At 50.5% G+C, this 18,292-nt stretch carries 16 protein-coding genes; all 16 read left to right on the top strand.

Annotated features, from left to right (window positions below; genetic code table 11):
• Nucleotide 1: 1 nt before the first annotated feature.
• The 16 genes from AC6ESO_RS12745 (at nucleotide 2) to AC6ESO_RS12670 (ending at nucleotide 17,845) form a co-directional block, all read left to right on the top strand.
• Nucleotides 2-1,477, top strand: coding sequence for a rhamnulokinase (locus AC6ESO_RS12745; RefSeq protein ID WP_497091660.1), 1,476 nt, complete (start codon nucleotides 2-4; stop codon nucleotides 1,475-1,477).
• A gap of 39 nt (nucleotides 1,478-1,516) precedes the next feature.
• The gene (locus tag AC6ESO_RS12740; RefSeq protein WP_494820404.1) at nucleotides 1,517-2,290 is read left to right on the top strand and encodes a DeoR family transcriptional regulator; all 774 of its coding nucleotides are present in this window, start codon (nucleotides 1,517-1,519) and stop codon (nucleotides 2,288-2,290) included.
• Between the two features lie 275 nt (nucleotides 2,291-2,565).
• Nucleotides 2,566-3,294, top strand: a complete 729-nt coding sequence (locus tag AC6ESO_RS12735; protein WP_497092134.1) for a (Fe-S)-binding protein — start codon at nucleotides 2,566-2,568, stop codon at nucleotides 3,292-3,294.
• Complete coding sequence (locus tag AC6ESO_RS12730; protein ID WP_497091659.1) at nucleotides 3,291-4,820, top strand: LutB/LldF family L-lactate oxidation iron-sulfur protein; 1,530 nt, start codon at nucleotides 3,291-3,293, stop codon at nucleotides 4,818-4,820. The genes AC6ESO_RS12735 and AC6ESO_RS12730 overlap by 4 nt, the downstream gene beginning before the upstream one ends.
• The gene (locus AC6ESO_RS12725) at nucleotides 4,810-5,544 is read left to right on the top strand and encodes a LutC/YkgG family protein (RefSeq protein WP_497091658.1); all 735 of its coding nucleotides are present in this window, start codon (nucleotides 4,810-4,812) and stop codon (nucleotides 5,542-5,544) included. The genes AC6ESO_RS12730 and AC6ESO_RS12725 overlap by 11 nt, the downstream gene beginning before the upstream one ends.
• An 18-nt stretch (nucleotides 5,545-5,562) precedes the next feature.
• On the top strand, nucleotides 5,563-6,270 hold the full coding sequence (locus AC6ESO_RS12720; RefSeq protein ID WP_497091657.1) for a FadR/GntR family transcriptional regulator: 708 nt from the start codon (nucleotides 5,563-5,565) through the stop codon (nucleotides 6,268-6,270).
• A gap of 168 nt (nucleotides 6,271-6,438) precedes the next feature.
• Complete coding sequence (locus tag AC6ESO_RS12715) at nucleotides 6,439-6,579, top strand: hypothetical protein (protein WP_497091656.1); 141 nt, start codon at nucleotides 6,439-6,441, stop codon at nucleotides 6,577-6,579.
• A gap of 195 nt (nucleotides 6,580-6,774) precedes the next feature.
• Nucleotides 6,775-7,047: a DUF2277 family protein gene (locus AC6ESO_RS12710; protein ID WP_494820395.1), complete on the top strand. Its 273-nt coding sequence runs from the start codon at nucleotides 6,775-6,777 to the stop codon at nucleotides 7,045-7,047.
• Between the two features lie 243 nt (nucleotides 7,048-7,290).
• Entirely contained in the window at nucleotides 7,291-7,968 is a 678-nt protein-coding gene (locus AC6ESO_RS12705; RefSeq protein ID WP_497091655.1) for a DUF559 domain-containing protein, read from the top strand.
• A 284-nt stretch (nucleotides 7,969-8,252) separates the two neighbouring features.
• Nucleotides 8,253-9,701: a cardiolipin synthase gene (gene cls / locus AC6ESO_RS12700; RefSeq protein ID WP_497091654.1), complete on the top strand. Its 1,449-nt coding sequence runs from the start codon at nucleotides 8,253-8,255 to the stop codon at nucleotides 9,699-9,701.
• A gap of 40 nt (nucleotides 9,702-9,741) precedes the next feature.
• A complete protein-coding gene (locus AC6ESO_RS12695; protein ID WP_497091653.1) occupies nucleotides 9,742-10,500 on the top strand; it encodes a GTP pyrophosphokinase in 759 nt (252 codons plus the stop codon).
• Nucleotides 10,501-10,718: 218 nt separating this feature from the next.
• Nucleotides 10,719-12,512, top strand: coding sequence for a sensor histidine kinase (locus AC6ESO_RS12690; RefSeq protein WP_497091652.1), 1,794 nt, complete (start codon nucleotides 10,719-10,721; stop codon nucleotides 12,510-12,512).
• Entirely contained in the window at nucleotides 12,505-14,067 is a 1,563-nt protein-coding gene (locus AC6ESO_RS12685; RefSeq protein WP_497091651.1) for a response regulator, read from the top strand. The genes AC6ESO_RS12690 and AC6ESO_RS12685 overlap by 8 nt, the downstream gene beginning before the upstream one ends.
• A 91-nt stretch (nucleotides 14,068-14,158) precedes the next feature.
• Nucleotides 14,159-15,082, top strand: coding sequence for an ABC transporter permease subunit (locus tag AC6ESO_RS12680; RefSeq protein ID WP_494820389.1), 924 nt, complete (start codon nucleotides 14,159-14,161; stop codon nucleotides 15,080-15,082).
• An 11-nt stretch (nucleotides 15,083-15,093) separates the two neighbouring features.
• Nucleotides 15,094-15,999 (top strand): ABC transporter permease subunit, encoded by a 906-nt coding sequence (locus tag AC6ESO_RS12675; protein ID WP_494820388.1) that lies wholly within the window; start codon nucleotides 15,094-15,096, stop codon nucleotides 15,997-15,999.
• An 85-nt stretch (nucleotides 16,000-16,084) separates the two neighbouring features.
• Nucleotides 16,085-17,845, top strand: coding sequence for an ABC transporter substrate-binding protein (locus tag AC6ESO_RS12670; protein WP_497091650.1), 1,761 nt, complete (start codon nucleotides 16,085-16,087; stop codon nucleotides 17,843-17,845).
• Nucleotides 17,846-18,292 lie beyond the last annotated feature (447 nt).

Below are 18,292 nucleotides of genomic sequence, written 5' to 3'. Positions count from 1 at the left end.
CTTGCCAAGCATTCTGGCTTATGACCTTGGAGCCAGCAGCGGAAGAGCGCTGTTAGGCCGATTGAATAATCGCACTATCGAGGTGGAGGAGCTTCACCGATTCGGCAATGACCCGGTCGGCGTAGGCGACCGATTGCAGTGGGACATTCTCCGCTTGTTTCATGAGATCAAACAAGGACTGCTAAAGGCGAAGCATGCCGGCGAAACGCCGGCAAGTCTAGCCATCGACTCCTGGGCGGTCGACTTTGGACTCATCGGCCGAGGCGGCGAGCTGCTTGGCAATCCGTATCACTATCGGGATCATCATACCGACGGTGTGATGGAACGCACGAAGGCGCGCCTCACGACGGAGCTGATTTTCGGCCGGACAGGAATTCAGTTTCTGCCGTTCAATACGATTTACCAGCTGGCTGCGCTGAAGGAAGCGAACTCTCCGCTGCTTGAGGGAGCGGAACGTTTTCTCATGATTCCGGATCTGCTTCGTTACTTCCTGACCGGCGAGATGCATAACGAATTCTCCAATGCGACAACGACGCAGCTGTACAACCCGCTCGAAGGCCGCTGGGACCAGCCGCTGCTTGAAGCGATTGGGATTTCGCCTTCACTGTTCGGCGACGTTGTTCAGCCTGGTGCGCGAGTGGGGCAATTGCGGCCTTCGCTTATGGAAGAGCTCGGCATCGGCGCAGTTCCGGTGTATGCGGCAGCCGAACACGACACAGGTTCTGCGGTTGCGGCGGTACCGGCGCTGGAGCGTGATTTTGCCTACTTAAGCTGTGGCACTTGGTCGCTGATGGGGACGGAAATCGATCGTCCGATCATCAACGAGCTCGCGCAGGAGCTGAATTTCACGAATGAAGGCGGCGTTTACGGGACTTACCGTCTGCTCAAGAATATTATGGGGCTGTGGATTTTGCAGGAAAGCCGCAGAGCATGGGAACGTGCCGGTCAATCGTACAGTTTCCCTGAACTGATCGCGATGGCGGAGAAGGCGCCGGCGTTCGGTGCCCTCATCGAGCCGGATGATCCGTTGTTCCTGCATGCAGGCGATATGCCGGCGCGAATCCGCCGGTATTGCGTGTCGACGGGGCAGACGGCGCCTGCAACGCCGGGCGAAATCGTCCGCTGCATACTGGAAAGTCTTGCGCTGAAATACCGTTATGTGCTTGAATTAACAGAGCGGCTGTCAGGCAAATCGTTCAGCGGTTTGCATATGGTAGGCGGCGGCATTCAAAACGTACTGCTGTGCCAGTGGTCGGCGAATGCGATCGGCAAGCCGGTTTGGGCCGGTCCGGTTGAAGGCAGCGCCCTTGGCAACCTAGTCGTGCAATGGATTGCGCAAGGTGAGCTCTCCGATATTTGGGAAGCGCGCAAGGTGATCCGGGAGTCGTTCCCTGTCGTGGTGTACGAGCCGCAGGAACGCCAATTATGGGATGATGCATACGGGAAATTCCGTGCGTTAACGGGACTTATTGAATAGAAGATAGCAATATGAGCAGTTCGCGAGAAGAGGATGACTATGCTGGTTGCAGAGCGTTATGAGAAAATAGTGGGACTGGTAAATGAACGGGGCAGCATCCGGGTAACGGAGCTCAGCGAGCTGTGCCAGGTGACGGAGGAGACGATCCGCCGCGATCTGGACCGGCTGGAGCAGGCGGGCAGACTTCGCCGTTCGCACGGCGGTGCGGTAAGCGTCAAGGATCTGCCGCAGCAGCAGCAGCCGGAAATTCCGTATGCGGAGCGGGAAATTACGCACGCGGAGGAGAAGAAGCGTATTGCGCAGGAGGCGGTCAAGCTCATTCGCCCGAAAGACCGCATCTTGCTCGACGCGAGCTCGACCGCGTGGTATATGGCTTCGTATTTGCCGGATTTTCCGCTCACGGTGCTGACCAATTCGATCAAAGTAGCGACAGAGCTGAGCAGCAAGGAGCGCATCGAAGTTATTTCGACAGGCGGCTTGCTGGCGCAGCGCTCGTTATCTTTTGTCGGTCCGCTGGCGGAACGGTCGCTCGACCTTTACCATGTCGATAAAGTATTTCTCTCCTGCAAAGGGGTTCACTTGGACCGCGGCATTAGCGAGTCGAATGAACTGCAAGCGCGCATCAAGCAGAAAATGATCGGTATGGCGGACGAGGTTGTCTTGCTGGCCGATGCCAGCAAGTTTGGGGTACAGGCGTTCACGCATGTTGCGGACATCGGCGAAATCGATCGGATCATTACCGATCAGCGGCTTCCGCAAGAGATCCGATTGCAGCTTGCTGAGCGAACAACGATTTCGGTATTAACCGTGTAAGCAGCAAAGATGACTTCTGATCGATTCAGAAGTCATCTTTTTTTTACGTTATTTCATTCTCCGTTTATACACTTTCTTTTAGCATTTCCGTAAGGTTTTCCAAAGGAGTCCTCCAAGCTGCTATGCATCGCTTATTACCACTACTTCGTGTCACTATGTAGCGTTAATGTAAACAGGGGAGTGTGCCAAGTATCCGCACTTTTCTATTGTCAACATGTCTGACAACCTGATAAAATGATATCATAACTATTTCATAAGGCGAGGTGCCGATGCGCGTGAAAGTTTCCTTATTTATAACTTGTTTAAGCGATGCCTTATATCCTCCGGTCGGTGAAGCAATGGTGCGTTTGTTAGCTAGATACGGTGTGACGGTGGAATTCCCGACGGTACAAACCTGCTGCGGCCAGCCTGCTTTCAACAGCGGCTATTGGAAGGAAGCACGGGAGACGGCGGCTACGATTTTGGCTGCTTTTGAAGATTGTGATTTCGTCATTTCCCCATCCGGCTCTTGTACCGGCATGATTCATCATTATCCGAAGCTGTTCGAGAACGATCCTGTCATGCTGGAGAAAGCGATTAAGCTGCAGGAGAAGTCCTACGAGTTTACGCAATTTCTGGTGCAGGTGCTGGGGATTACGGATGTTGGCGCGAGCTTCCCGCACAAAGTCACGTATCATCCTTCCTGCCACGGCAGTCGTCTGCTGGGCGTGAAGGAGGAGCCGCTAATGCTGATGAAGCAGGTGCAGGGGATGGAGCTTATTCCGCTTCCTTTTGCCAATGATTGCTGCGGATTCGGGGGAACGTTTGCGGTCAAAATGTCGGATATTTCCGGTGCGATGGTGAGCGAGAAGAGCGATCATGTGCTGGAGACGGAAGCGGAAGTGCTTGTTGGCTTAGATATGGCATGCCTGATGAACATTGCGGGCAATTTGCGTTACCGGGATAAGCCGGTGCGCGTGATGCATCTGGCGGAGCTTCTCTATGAAGGAGTGAAAGGCGCATGAGCGGAGCAGGAGCGGTTGGCGGCAACACGGTCAAAGATCGGGCGGATATCGCGCTGAACAATGATTTTCTGCGTAAAGCGGTTCGGTTTACGACAGAGCGTTTGCGTACGGGCAAGGAAAAAGCGGCCGAGGATCATGGCAACTGGGATGATTGGCGTGAGCGCGGACGGCAAATCCGTCTGCATACCATTGCGCATCTCGATTATTACTTGAATCTGTTTGTGAACAATGCGCGGGCGAACGGCGTCCATGTCCATTTTGCCGAGACGGCAGCGGATGCGGTGAAGATCTCCCTTGATATTGCGAAGCATGTTGAGGCTAAGTCGGTCGTGAAGTCCAAGTCGATGGTGACCGAGGAGCTTCATCTGAACACGGCACTGGAATCGATCGGGGTCGAAGCGATTGAGACCGATCTAGGTGAATATATCATTCAATTGGCTGGCCAAACGCCATCCCATATAATCATTCCGGCTATTCACTTGAATCGCTATCAAATTGCGGATTTACTTTCGGCTGATGCCGGAGAGACGCTTGAACCGGATACGCAGATTCTTGCCGGCTTCGTGCGCCGCAAATTGCGTGAACGGTTTCTGGAAGCGGACATTGGCATGACGGGCTGTAACTTTGCCATCGCCGAGACGGGCTCGATGGTCTTGTTCGAGAATGAGGGCAATGCGCGGATGGTGACGACCGTTCCGAAGACGCAAATTACGCTGATGGGGATGGAGCGTATTATTCCGTCGTTCGCCGATCTGGAAGTGATGGCGACGCTGCTGCCGCGTTCGGCGACCGGGCAGAAGCTTACGGTGTATATGTCGGCTATTTCCGGGCCGCGCCGCGAGGTCGATGCGGATGGTCCGGATGAGATGCATATTATTATCGTCGATAACGGGCGTTCGCTGCAGCTTGGCGACCCTGAGTTCCAGGAGCTGCTGAACTGCATTCGCTGCGGCGCATGTCTGAATGCTTGTCCGGTTTATCGCCATATTGGCGGTCATGCCTACGGCGGCACTTATAGCGGACCGATTGGTGCAGTGCTTACTCCGGCGCTGAAGAAAAATGTAGCGGAGTGGGACGATATCGCCAATGCTTCGAGCTTGTGCGGTGCATGTTATGAGGCTTGTCCGGTGAAGATTCCGCTGCACGAAATGCTCGTTTATTTGCGCCGCCGCAAGCTGGAGAGCGGACGCGGCGATAAGCTGGAAGCGCTCGGCATGAAGGGCTTTGCTGCGGTTATGAAGAATTCGAAGCGGTTTAAAGCGGTGCTGAAGATCGGTCAATTGGGTCAAAAGCTTGTCGTTCGCGATGGCGGTATTCGCACAAAAGTCGGTCCGTTAAAGGGCTGGAACACGTACCGCGTTGCGCCGAGCTTGCCTAAGGCATCATTTAGGGAGAAATGGCCGACGATGGAAGCGGAAATCCGCAGCGGCTTGCAGGAGATGGATCCTGCGATGAAGAGCCGAATGGAAGCGATTGTGAAAGACCGCGGAACAGGCAAAAGAGGAGGTCATGGTCATGGCAGCTAGGTCAAAGGAGCATCAAGCATGGCTCGACGGGCTTGCCGCGGAGTCGCGCGCAAAGCAGACGGGTTTCATCGACGGCATTTCCGCGAAGCTGAGACGTCCGCGCGAGATTGAGCCGCCGGCGCATCCGTATCGCGGCGCGCCGGATTTCTGGAAAGACTTTGAGTGGCCGCTCGAGGAGCGCGTGCTCAAGTTTATGGAGAATTTCAAGGCCGTCGGGGGGCATCCCGTTCGGCTTGCCGATATGGAAGAAGCGAAATCGTTTATTGCGGGCAAAGCGGCAGAGATGAGCGCGAAGTACGTAATCCGCCAAAATCAACCGGAGCTGAACGAGCTGGGCTTGGAAGCGGCCATTCCGGATGCGAAGATTTCCGTTTGGAACAGCGATCCGGAGGAATACTGGAAAGCACGCGCTGCCGAAGCGGATTTCGGGGTTGTTGTCGCTGATTATGCGGCGGCGTATACCGCTTCGATTACGGTATTGTCGTCGAAGGACAAGGGACGCTCCGTTAGTTTGCTGCCGACGGTACTGATGGCGATTATTCCGATTGAGCGATTGCATACACGTTTAGGGCAAGTTTTGATAAACTTTGATCAGGCAGGGCGCGCGAACTTGCCGGCAGGCATTCATTTTATATCCGGACCAAGCCGATCTGCCGATATCGAGAACGACCTGACCATTGGCGTACATGGTCCCGGTGTCGTCTATGCGATCATTGTTGGCTAATAGAAGGGAATTCTACCGATGGAAGTTACCCGTTTATCGAAACGCAACCATTATGAGGAGATTGCTGAGCAGCTCAAGCGCTTGGTGATTGACGGCAAGCTGAAAGTCGGCGACAAGCTGCCTTCGACGAAGGAGATGTCGGAGCAGTTCGGCGTCGGACGCTCGACCATGCGCGAGGCGCTGAGCGCGCTGAAAGCGATGGGCTATATCGAGATCAAGCAGGGCGGCGGTTGCACGGTCATCAGCAGCGCACCGCCTGAGGTGGAGCTGCCCGAATTGCAGTCGCTGCGAATGAACCGCGAGACGCTGCTCGAGCTGCTCGAAGCGAGGCAGTCCTTGGAGGTGTCGAACGCCTCCATCGCTGCGATGAAGGCGACGGACGCGGATTTGGCTGAGCTCCACCGGATCATGCTGGAGATGGAAGCATCCGTCGGCGATGATCTGGAAGGGGAACGCACCGACGTGGAGTTCCATGCAACGCTGGCACAAGCGACGCATAACTCCATTATGGTGCGGCTGTTCGATTCCATCGTGAGCCAGCTCGAAATGGCGATCCGCGAGATTCGGCGAGTCGAGATTTACGCGAATCGCTCGGTCTCCGAGCGATTGTACCGCGAGCATCTCGCTATATACGAGGCGATCTCAAGCCGGGATGCCGATCTCGCGGGCGAGCGGATGAAGCAGCACCTTGTGCATGTGGTGAGTAATTTGTTGAAGCATTTGTAAGGATATGCGATGAAATGCCCGCCGGGATCAGATTTGATCTTGAGCGGGCATTTTGTTGTTTGGCTAGTTGTAGCTCCAATTCACATTCAGTCATTGTAACAGTGCTAGTTTGGCGGTACGAGCAAGGAGATCTACATTGTAGCTAGTTTGGCAGAATGAGCGCATGAAGTGCACGAGGAGATCTACATCGTAGCTAGTTTGGCGAAACGAGCGCATGAAGCGCGCAGGGAGATCTACATCGTAGTTAGTTTGGCGAAACGAGCGCATGAAGTGCACGAGGAGATCTACATCGTAGCTAGTTTGGCGTAACGAGCGCATGAAGCACACGGGGAGATCTACATCGTAGCTAGTTGGCGAAACGAGCGCATGAAGCGCACGAGGAGATGTTACAGCCCAGTCACAGCACCAATCACGACACGGGAAGATGAGCAGAGTTCGAGACTAGAGACTGAGGCTGCGGTGTAGTAAAATAAGGAATAATGCTTGTCCAAAAGGAGACTCGATATGTGCCGTAATATTAAGACGCTGTTCAACTTTGACCCGCCCGCAACAGAAGAAGAGGTTCATGCAGCCGCGGTGCAATTTGTCCGTAAACTCTCAGGTTTCACTGCACCATCCAAAGCAAATGAGGCTGCCTTCCACACTGCGATTGACGAAGTTACCGCAGTGGCTCAGAAGCTGCTGAGCTCTCTTGTAACCAACGCCGAACCGCGCAATCGCCAAATCGAGATCGAACGCGCCAAAATCCGGTCGATCAAGCGGTTCGGTACGAAGTAGCAACGAATAAATGTCGTGTTACGTTATTGGCTAGATGAGTTAGGACGCGGTCGGTTAAATAACATAGGAGAAGCCGCAACGGATGTTTTGGTTTCTCCGCGAAATCCTCCCTGGCGCGCAGTAATTGAATCCACTATAATCGAAGAATAAATGTAAACATAATTAGTCCTGAAGCACAGGCTGCTCTTCTCGGAAGTTTTCCGAGCGGGCAGCCTATTTTTATTTGTCGGGGAGTGTGACGAGATGATGGAGCAAAAGTTCGAACAGGCATATGTGCGTATGATGGAGCAGGCAATGATAGGTGTGAGCGAGGAGCGAAAACGGAGGTTGTCGGAGCACGGAGAGGCAGAGAAAGCTCTGCTTCAGCAGGTGTGGTGGCCGGCAGTCGGGAGCATGGATTATTTGCATCCCGAGTATGAGCTAGTGGATATGAAAGGCGGAACAAGATTCGTAGACTTCGCTTATTGTCCGCCGTTGTCTTATCAACTAATTCTGGAGGTTGACGGCTTCGGACCGCACTGGCGAGACATTTCTCGTTGGAAATTCGCTGATGACCTGAGCCGCCAAAACCATCTGCTGATCGAAGGCTGGAAATTGCTGCGTTTCGCCTATGACGAGGTCATGGAGAAACCGCGCCGCGGCCAACAAACCCTACTTATGGGACTGGCAAAATGGGGCGGGATCTCTCGCCCCGCCGGCGAGGAGTTGAGCGTGTATGAGCGAGCACTCTTGCATCTGATGCAGGAGTGCTGGGGCGAGCTGACTCCTGTTCTTGCAGCTAAGAAGATGGGGATTTCAAGAGGTTCCGCTGCAAAACACCTTCGTTCTCTTGCAAGTAAAGGCTTCATTGTAGCAAAAGTGTCATTATCAGGCAGAGTAATGCGCTACAAACTTTCTAGCTCAAACTGGAGTAGCAAGTAAGAGATGGTGGTCTACACGCGCACGAGGAGATCTACATAGAAGCTAGTTTGGCGAAACGAGCGCATGAAGCGGACCAGGAGATCTACATAGTAGCTAGTTAGGTGGAATGAGCGAATGAAGCACACGAGGAGATCTACATAATAGCTAGTTGGATGGAATGAGCGCATGAAGCGCACGAGGAGAGCTACATCCATCCCCCCACCACTTTTGGCCTACGGCCCAAAATGGTTTATACTGGGTAGGGAGTGCAATGATGATGCAAGCATTCGAGGAGAGGCATGCCGATGCTTACGTTTGGGAATTTTTTTACGTATTTGATGGTTGTTAATATTCCGCTTGCGATTGCGGTTATTTTCATGGAAAGGCGCAACGTGGGCGTGACGTGGGCCTGGTTGATGGTCCTTCTTTTTCTGCCTGCGGTTGGATTCGTGGTGTACCTGGTCCTGGGGCAGAATTTGAGCAAGAAGAAGATTTATAAGCTGAACAAGCGCACGAAAGAAACGATGAACGCGATGATCGAGAATCAGCGGCGGGAGTTTCGGGATAATCAGGTCGTGTTTAACGATGCAGCAGCTGCGAACTACGCGGATATGATCTACATGAATTTGACGAGCGGTTTCGCGCTGTACACGCAGAACAACAAGGTTGAAATTTTTACCGACGGCAATGATAAATTCGGTGCACTGTTCGACGATATTGAGCGGGCGAGCAGTCATATTCATCTCATGTACTACATCGTACAGAACGACAAGCTGGGCAATCGACTACTCGATGTGCTTGCCGCCAAAGCCAAACAAGGGGTCAAGGTCAGATTCCTCGTCGATGACATCGGGTGCTCGCTGCTCCCGCGTCACTTCTTCGATCGGCTGAAGGCAGCGGGAGGAGAGGTCGCATTCTTCTTCCCATCCAAAATCCCTTATCTGAACATTCGCGTCAATTACCGCAATCACCGGAAGCTTGCGATTATCGACGGGCAAATTGGCTATATTGGCGGCTTCAACATTGGCGATGAATATTTAGGACAAGACGAGCGCTATGGCGCGTGGCGAGATTCGCATCTTCGCATCACCGGCCATGCAGTGCTCCAAATGCAGGCGCATTATATGCTGGATTGGAATATGGCTTCATCGTCGCCGATTACAAGGGATGTACTGGAGCTGTTCCCGCCGGCCGCCAACACAGGAAACGCGGGCATTCAGATTGTGTCGAGCGGACCGGACCAGACGCTGGAGCAAATCAAGAACGCGTATATCAAAATGATCAATTCCGCAAAGGAAACGATCTATATCCAAACGCCTTATTTTATACCCGACGAGAGTTTATTAACCGCATTGAAAATGGCCGTATTATCCGGAATCGACGTGCGCATGATGCTGCCAAGCAAACCGGATCACAAAATGGTGTACTGGGCATCGTACTCGTATCTGGGGGACTTACTCTGCGAAGGCATGAAATGCTACCTCTATGAGAAGGGTTTCCTGCACGCGAAAACGATCGTGGTGGATGGTCATGTCGCCTCGGTAGGGACGGCAAACGTGGACATTCGCAGCTTCAAATTGAATTTTGAAGTCAACGCGATTTTATATGATACCGAAACGGCGGCACAGCTGAAACGTATATTCGAAGATGACATGAAGGTCAGCACGGAGCTGACTTACGAAGCCTATACGCAACGGTCGACGTTCCAGAGGTTCAGGGAATCCTGTGTACGGTTGTTATCACCGATCTTGTAGTGGGTAATACAGATGAGAGCATCAAGGAGTGTGAGCGACGATGATGGACAAGCAAATGGTGATGGAATGGGCCAAAATGCTCATGAGCTATAAGTTTGCATTGGATGAAATAAGCACGAAGCTGACCATTCTCAATGAAGAACTTCAATTTGTTCAGCATTACAACCCCATCGAGCATGTGAAAACAAGGATTAAATCGCCTGAGAGCATCGTGGAGAAACTGCAGCGCAAAGGGGTGGAAGTGTCCAAAGAAAATGCGGCCGCACATATTCGGGATATTGCCGGCGTTCGTGTCATTTGCTCATTCACAACTGACGTATACCGCGTTTACGAGATGATTCTCAGACAAGGTGACGTGAAGGTGATCGAGGTTAAGGATTACATAAAAGATCCGAAGCCAAACGGGTATCAAAGCTTGCACATGATTATTGAAATCCCGGTGTTCTTATCCGAGCGCATTGAGCATGTGAAAGTGGAAATTCAGCTGCGGACCATCGCCATGGATTTCTGGGCCAGTTTAGAGCACAAAATTTATTACCAATTTCACGATGATATGCCGGAGTCCATTCGCGATCAGCTGAAGGAAACGGCCGATATGATCGGAGCGCTCGACAAACGGATGCTCGGCTTGAAAGAGGAGGTTCAGCGCTTCAGCGAAGGTGCGCTGAATGCCACAACATCTTCACTTACGTTGTCGCCACCCGCACCGCCTGCGAAACCTCAAATTGTGCCGAAACCGGCACCTGTGGCTGCACTTTCACCTAAGCCAGCGCCTGCGCAATCCCCTCTTTATAAGTAACCGAAGCGAAAGAACGATACCTAGCCGGTATCGTTCTTTTTTACGTTTCATACAGAAATCACTAATTATTACATGAAAAATGGAACAAATTTTACCTGTTCTTTCGAGTTTCAATTGATTAGAATGGAGAATATGCTTTTGAGCATCATAAATAACCAACTATTTTGTAAACGCTTCCAGAACGAGACAGTTCACAAACAGAAGGGAAGGCCATAGCTATGTTCCGTATCCTAATCCGCAGCATGAATGACATGAAGCTGAGAACAAAGCTTATTTTATCCTGTATCGTCGTTGTTTTCGTACCGGTTATGATGGTCGGGGTCTTTCTGACAAGTGAGCTGCGGCATATGGCGCTTGAAAATGCGCTTGAACAGACAGCTGCCAACGTGGAGCGGGTGAAGAAACGAACGGCCGAGGTGATCAACGTCTCGAATGATATTTCCTACCGGATGTCCAATGACAGCCGGCTGGCGGGACTCGCGAATGGCCAATATGAAACGGTCTACGACGTCGTGAAGGCTTACAAAGATTATCCGGATATCAAAGAATATATCCGTTTGTATAAAGAAATCACCAACATTCGGTTCTACATTAACAATAAGACGCTGCTTAACAATTGGGAGTTCATCCAGCCGACAAGCGCGATTATTCGCACGAACTGGTATCAGACGGCCATCAACAGCAGCGGGCTGATTGGCTGGAACTACATCGAGGATGAACGCGATCATAAACAATATTTGAGCCTTATTCGCAAAATCGATTTTCTGAGCCAGCACAACATCGGTGTACTTGTGATCAATGTGAACGGGCGCATGCTCGATTCGATCCTCAATCAAGAAACCTTCGAGACGATGATCGTGGATGATGACAATCATATCGTTTCCGCGAATCGTCCGAATCGGGTAGGGAAGACGCTTGCCGACATTTCATTCGATCCGAACGTCGTCGATAAGCAAAGCGGGAGATTCCAAGCCATTGTGGATGGAAAGTCCTCGCAAATCCAAATCGAACAGCTCGTTCCGGCATCAAGCTTGAATGGGATTCGCATTATTTCCGTATTTTCCATCGAAAGCATCGTGAAGGATGCGAATCAAATTATTGTGCTTGCGCTGACAGTCGTTGCGATCAGTCTCGTAGTGGCAATCGGCTTGATATATGGGTTTGCGACGTTCCTTTCGAATCGTCTGCTGCGTCTTAGCAAACACATTACGAAGGTGGCGACCGGTAACCTCGATATCGCGCTCGAAATTGACGGCAAGGATGAGATTGGACAGCTGTCGAGGCAGTTCAATGCGATGGTGGTCAGTATTAACGAGCTCCTCATCGAAGTCCAGGAATCCAATAAGCAGAAGGTGCAAATCCAGTCGAAGCAAAATGAGATCAAATTCAAAATGATGGCCAGTCAAATCAATCCTCATTTCTTATTCAATGCGCTTGAATCGATCCGAATGAAAGCCCATTTGAAGGGAGAGAAGGAAATTTCGAACGTCGTCAGGCTGCTGGGCAAAATGATGCGCAAAAATCTCGAAGCCGGCAATCGAACCGTAATGCTCCGCAATGAAATCGATATGGTTCGCTGTTATTTGGACATTCAGAAATTCAGATATGAAGACCGGCTAATGTACGAGCTTCTGGTTGATCCCGCTGCCGAGCAAGCACCGATTCTTCCGCTTATCATTCAGCCTTTAGTCGAGAATGCAGTCATTCATGGTCTTGAGAACAGGGAAGAAGGCGGACTTGTTCGCATTAAAGCCGAGTTGCAAGGGGATATGATTCACGTTGAAGTCATTGATAATGGCGAAGGCATGGCGCGCGCGAGGCTGGAAGAGGTGCTTCAAACGTTTGGCGATCAAGAGGATGGGGAAGGCAACCGTATCGGGCTGCGAAATGTCCATATGCGATTAAAGCTCCTTTATGGAAGCGAGTATGGACTCGATATTTGGAGCGAGCCGGGCATTGGTACCAGAGTTCAATTTACGATTCCTATTGGAGGCGAATCTGCTTATGTATAAAGTGCTCATTACGGATGATGAACCTACGATCCGCGAAGGCTTAAGAACGCTAATCGACTGGCATGGACTTGGTTATGAAGTGGTGGACACCGCAGCAAACGGGAAAGATGCGCTTATCAAATACGAACGGCATAAACCCGACCTGATGATCGTGGATATTCGCATGCCGGGCATGAGCGGGCTTGAGCTGATCGAACAGCTGAGGAGAAACGAGCAGACTGTACATGTATTAATCCTGAGCGGCTATGCAGACTTTGATTATGCCAAGAAGGCGATTGCGCTGGATACAGACGGATATCTGCTTAAGCCGGTCGACGAAGACGAATTGGTCGATTATTTGAACAAGCTGCATATCACACTTAAGCGAGAAACCGCAGAGAAACTGAAGAATGATATGAAGGAAGTATGGAACCGCGAGCGAGTCGTATTATCCTATTTGATTCCGGGTAGTCAGGCGCCGGTTGCTTTGCAGGAGCATGAATTAGCGGATGCGGACCTCAATTGGGACAGCTACACGGTCGTGCTCCTGAAGCTGCAAGGCAAAGGGCATGAGATTGAGCATGGACAGCTAATGAAGCTGAAGGGGCTGTTTGTTCAAGCGTTTGAAGAGAAAGGCATCGGTGTCGTGTTCGCCGTGGATTCCTTTATCGGGCTGCTCGTGAAGAAGGATCTACAGATCGATCAGAAGCGACAAGCGTTATACAAAGATATGACAGCGCTATTATCAGATGAGGATCTCGTGGTTACAGCTGCCGCAGGATCAAGCGTGAGGCGATTAGAGGACATTAGCAGCTCCTACGAGGAAGCTGCGAAATACGTGAGTTTGCGTTTCTTCTATGCGAGCGGTCAGCTTATAACGGCGGAGACGGCTTCCATTGCCCAAGCGGCTCCGATAGTCGATGCCACGGCTGAGGAAACGGTGATGGATTGCGGGGAAACAGCGGGCAAGCTATATTTTGCTATTGATATCGGGAATGCCAAGGCCATAGCCGAATTGGTTACGGAGAAGGGCAGATGTCTGCTTGCGCGCGGCAGCTCGGAGCAAACGATTAAGGCTACGCTTGCCGAGATTGTCACCTGCGTGATCAGCAAGCTGTCGCAGCATGATCCCGACATGCAGACAAGAGGCGGACAGCTATCTGCGAGCATCCATGCCATATTCGAGCAAACCCATTATAACGAGATGGAGCAGCATGTCATTGCTTTTCTGCAAGGATTAAAGCCGGAATCGGCAATAGTGGGAACCGACAAACAAATCAAGAAAATGCTTGATTTGATTCAGCGCAATTATGTGGAGAATTTGAAGCTGGATTCCTTGGCGGATGTATTTAACTATAACAGCGCTTATCTAGGCAAGCTGTTCAAGAACGAAACAGGGGAATATTTCAACACCTATCTGGATAAAGTTCGGGTCGAGAAAGCGAAAGAATTGCTCAGCCAAGGGATGAAGGTGTACCAGGTTGCGGAGAAGGTTGGGTACTCCAACGTCGATTATTTTCATAGCAAATTTAGAAAATACGTCGGCAGCTCTCCATCGGCCTATCGGAAAATGTGAGATTTTTATATGATTTTGAGCAAAATTGTTAGGGTATTGAAAACGCTTTATTTTCCTTATCATTAGATCATACAGCAAGGAGGAATTGCTTATGAACTACCGGAAGCCGCGTTTCTGGCACACATTTATGCAGCAAAAATATTTGTATCTGATGTCTCTTCCCTTTATAGCGTGGGTGTTCGTATTCAGCTATTTGCCGCTCTGGGGATGGACAATGGCGTTCCAGAAATTCAAGCCCGCCAAGTCGTTTTTCGAACAAAAATGGGTGGGGTTCGAATATTTCAAGGAACTGTTCCATGACGATTCGTTCTTCCAAGCGCTGCGTAACACGCTGGCGATGAGTGTGATGGGTTTGATTGCCGGATTTACGATCCCGATTATTTTCGCCATCTTGCTCAATGAAGTGCGTATCCAAGTGTTCAAGCGTTTCGTTCAAACGATTTCGTACTTACCGCATTTCGTGTCCTGGGTCGTTGCGGCAGGTATCGTCACGAAGATGCTCTCCACCGATAACGGTGCAGTGAACGATCTGTTAGTCGGTCTTCATCTGATTCACGAGCCGATTCAGTTCTCGGCGAAAGGCAATTTGTTCTGGAGTATCGTTACCGCTTCTGACGTATGGAAAGAAACCGGTTGGAACACGATTATCTATCTGGCCGCGATTGCCGGTATCGGACCGGAACTGTACGAAGCAGCGAGAGTGGATGGCGCTAGCAGGCTGCAGCAGGTTTGGAACATTACGCTGCCTGGTATTCGCTCCACGATCATCATTTTGGTTATCATCTCGATCGGTCACTTGATCAGCATCGGGTTTGAGAAGCAGTTCTTGCTAGGCAACAATCTAGTCCGTGATTACTCACAAACGCTTGATTTGTATGCGCTTAACTACGGGTTAGGAATGGGTCGATATTCATTCGGTACCGCGATTAACATCTTCAACTCCGTCGTCAGCGTCATCTTGCTCTTCACGGCTAACGGCATTTTCAAGAAAATTACGAAAGAAAGCATCATATAGGAGGCTGCCAAATGGAAACTCGCTCACTATCCAGCGGTACGCCTTGGTCTGACCGCATCTTCGATATCGTTGTCTACACAGCAATCGTCATTGTAACCGTCGCTACACTCTATCCGTTTCTAAACGTGCTGGCGATCTCGCTAAATGATTCTACTGACAGTGTGCGCGGCGGCATTACCATCTTCCCTCGGCAATTCACACTGAAGAATTACGAAACCATATTTGCCTTCTCCGGGTTAATTACCGGGCTTAAGATATCGATTCTTCGGACGGTAATCGGCACGCTGCTTGGTCTCATCAGTGCTTCCATGCTGGCGTTCACACTTAGCCGTGTTGACTTCCAAGGACGGAAATTCGTATCCACGTTCTTGGCGCTCACGATGTATGTATCCGGCGGATTGATTCCGTTCTACATCTTAATCAAGGATCTTCATATGATGGGCACCTTCGCCGTCTATGTGTTACCCGGACTTGTTAGCGCATTCAACGTCTTCGTTATTCGATCCTTTATCGATGGGATCCCTTATGCGCTGCAAGAATCGGCCAAGCTCGATGGCGCCAACGACTTCACGATTTACTGGCGTGTCATTCTGCCGCTGACGAAGCCGGCGCTTGCCACGATTGCCTTGTTCCTTGCAGTCGGTCAGTGGAATTCCTGGTTCGATACTTATCTGTACAACGGCTCAAAGGATCATCTGACAACGCTTCAATACGAGCTCATGAAAGTCATTCAGAGCACAACAACGAACGTCGATAATTTCCGCGGCCGCAACATGGTCGAGGTCATGGCGCAGATTTCACCGGAATCCGTGAAGATGGCCATTACGATTATCGTTACGGTACCGATCCTGATTGTGTATCCGTTCTTGCAGAGCTATTTTGTCAAAGGGATGACGCTTGGTGCGGTAAAAAGCTAAACTCGCTTCGGTTCACCAGACTTTGGTATTAGCAGGTTTCCTGTTTATACAATATAATTTTTACCATAATGGGAGGGTTTGCAACATGCAAAGAAAGACAGCCAAAACAGCTTCGATTCTAATGTCGCTCACTATGCTTGCTGGATTACTTGCTGGCTGCGGTGGCAACAACAATGAGAAAAACAACGAAACGAGCAATACTGCGGTAACATCGGAAGGCAACGCCAATACGAACGCAGCAAACGCTGATGCTAACAAAGATGCAGCAGCAGAAGATACATCTCCGCTTACGTTGTCCATGTTTGCTGAAGACCCGAATCCGAACTGGAACAACATGCAAGATGAAGTCAGTAAAGAAATTACGAAGAAAACCGGCGTAACGCTGGATGCTGAATTCGCAGTCGGCGACCCTGCGCAGAAGGTAGCGCTCATCGCAACAAGCGGCGAATACCCGGATATTATTTCGGCTAAAGGCGATATCGGCAAGCTGGTTGACGCTGGCGCTGTCATCGACCTTACAGATCTGATCGATAAATATGCTCCGAACATTAAGAAAGTACTGGGCGATTACCTGGTGCGCGCTAAATATACAAATGAAGACCAAGCGATCTACGCGATTCCTACATGGGCAGCGGCTGATGAGCAGCGTTTCGTGGCAGGCGGCGGCTTCGAGCTTCAACACCGTGTTGTCAAAGAAGCAGGCTACCCGGAAATTCGTACGGTTCAAGACTATGAAGCAGCAATCAAATCGTACTTGGAGAAACACCCAACGGACGAGAACGGCAACAAAAACATCGGTGTATCCTTGAATGCGGATGACTGGCATATGTACATTTCCGTAACGAACCCAGCCGTAGCAACAACAGGCGGTTCCGATGATGGCGAATATTTCGTTAACCAAGATACGCATGAAGCCATCTACCACTTCCGTCGTCCGGAAGAGAAAGAATACTTCCGCTGGTTGAACCATATGAACGATATCGGCTTGCTTGACAAAGAAAGCTTCGTTCAAAAATATGATCAATACAAAGCGAAAGTTGCAACTGGCCGCGTTCTGGGTCTGATCGACCAAGACTGGGATTACAATGATGGTCAGCAAGCGTTGAAAACAGCAGGCAAATTCGATCAAACGTATGGTCACTATCCGGTTACGATGTCCAAAGATATCAAAGAAGCATCGTTCTGGCCAACTGGTTTCATGGGCGGCTACGGAATCTCGATCTCCAGCACGAATCCGGATCCGGTTCGTACCATTAAATTCTTGGATTACCTGGCTTCCGACGAGTTCCAAGTGCTTAACAACTGGGGTATCGAAGGCAAGCACTATAATGTTGTTGATGGCAAACGCGTTGTACCGCAAGAAGTACAAGATCGCATCAACAACGACAACACGGCATTCACGAAAGAAACAGGTATCGGCTTCTACTGGAACATGATGGTTCACTACGGCGATGGCGCTAAAGATCCATCCGGCAACTACTATACGAAGAACTTCCCTGAGCAGCTGGTTCTTGGCTACAGCGATGTAGAGAAAGAAACACTTGCTGCTTACAAAGCAACAACTTGGAAAGACCTGTTCCCGAAAGAGGACGAGTTCAAAGTTAAAGCTTACGGCGCTGCATGGAACATCTCCATTCCGGGCGAAGATGAAGTATCTATTCTTGGCACGAAAATGAGAGACATCACATGGAAACGTATCCCTGAAGCGATCCTGGCTAAACCAGCTGACTTCGACAAAGTATGGGATGCTTACATGGCAGACCTCGACAAAGCCGGCGTGAAGAAAATGGAAGAAGGCTACACCAAGTATGTGAAAGACCGCGTTGAGCTCTGGAGCGCGAAGTAAGTAGTAGCGAGTCAAGCTAGACTAGCGAGACCAGCGAGAGTAGCAAAACAAGAAAGCCTCCTACACCTTTTGGTGTGGGAGGCTTTCTGTTATGCTCCGTTATTTTTTTGGAAATCGCTGATTTAGCTCGTAAGTAGATCTCTAGGTGAGCTTCATGAGTGAAATTCGCCGAATCAGCTCGCAAGTAGATCTCTAGGTGAGATTCATGAGTGAAATTCGCCGATTCGGCTCACAAGTAGATCTCTAGGTGAGCTTCATGAGTGAAATTCGCTGATTGGGGCTCGCAAGTAGACCTCTAGGTGAGCTTCATGAGTGAAATTCGCCGAATCAGCTCGCAAGTAGATCTCTAGGTGAGCTTCATGAGTGAAATTCGCCGAATCAGCTCGCAAGTAGATCTCTAGGTGAGATTCATGAGTGAAATTCGCCGATTCGGCTCACAAGTAGATC

It is taken from the genome of Paenibacillus rhizoryzae (assembly GCF_059686995.1).
This window is presented reverse-complemented; position numbering and strand designations above follow the sequence as displayed.

Bases quoted from the DNA above. Each gene is read 5' to 3' on its own strand.
- AC6ESO_RS12720 (WP_497091657.1), top strand. From the start codon at position 5,563: ATGGAAGTTACCCGTTTATCGAAACGCAACCATTATGAGGAGATTGCT.
- AC6ESO_RS12690 (WP_497091652.1), top strand. From the start codon at position 10,719: ATGTTCCGTATCCTAATCCGCAGCATGAATGACATGAAGCTGAGAACA.
- AC6ESO_RS12675 (WP_494820388.1), top strand. From the start codon at position 15,094: ATGGAAACTCGCTCACTATCCAGCGGTACGCCTTGGTCTGACCGCATC.
- AC6ESO_RS12685 (WP_497091651.1), top strand. From the start codon at position 12,505: ATGTATAAAGTGCTCATTACGGATGATGAACCTACGATCCGCGAAGGC.
- cls (WP_497091654.1), top strand. From the start codon at position 8,253: ATGCTTACGTTTGGGAATTTTTTTACGTATTTGATGGTTGTTAATATT.
- AC6ESO_RS12710 (WP_494820395.1), top strand. From the start codon at position 6,775: ATGTGCCGTAATATTAAGACGCTGTTCAACTTTGACCCGCCCGCAACA.
- AC6ESO_RS12680 (WP_494820389.1), top strand. From the start codon at position 14,159: ATGAACTACCGGAAGCCGCGTTTCTGGCACACATTTATGCAGCAAAAA.
- AC6ESO_RS12725 (WP_497091658.1), top strand. From the start codon at position 4,810: ATGGCAGCTAGGTCAAAGGAGCATCAAGCATGGCTCGACGGGCTTGCC.
- AC6ESO_RS12740 (WP_494820404.1), top strand. From the start codon at position 1,517: ATGCTGGTTGCAGAGCGTTATGAGAAAATAGTGGGACTGGTAAATGAA.
- AC6ESO_RS12705 (WP_497091655.1), top strand. From the start codon at position 7,291: ATGATGGAGCAAAAGTTCGAACAGGCATATGTGCGTATGATGGAGCAG.
- AC6ESO_RS12695 (WP_497091653.1), top strand. From the start codon at position 9,742: ATGATGGACAAGCAAATGGTGATGGAATGGGCCAAAATGCTCATGAGC.
- AC6ESO_RS12670 (WP_497091650.1), top strand. From the start codon at position 16,085: ATGCAAAGAAAGACAGCCAAAACAGCTTCGATTCTAATGTCGCTCACT.
- AC6ESO_RS12730 (WP_497091659.1), top strand. From the start codon at position 3,291: ATGAGCGGAGCAGGAGCGGTTGGCGGCAACACGGTCAAAGATCGGGCG.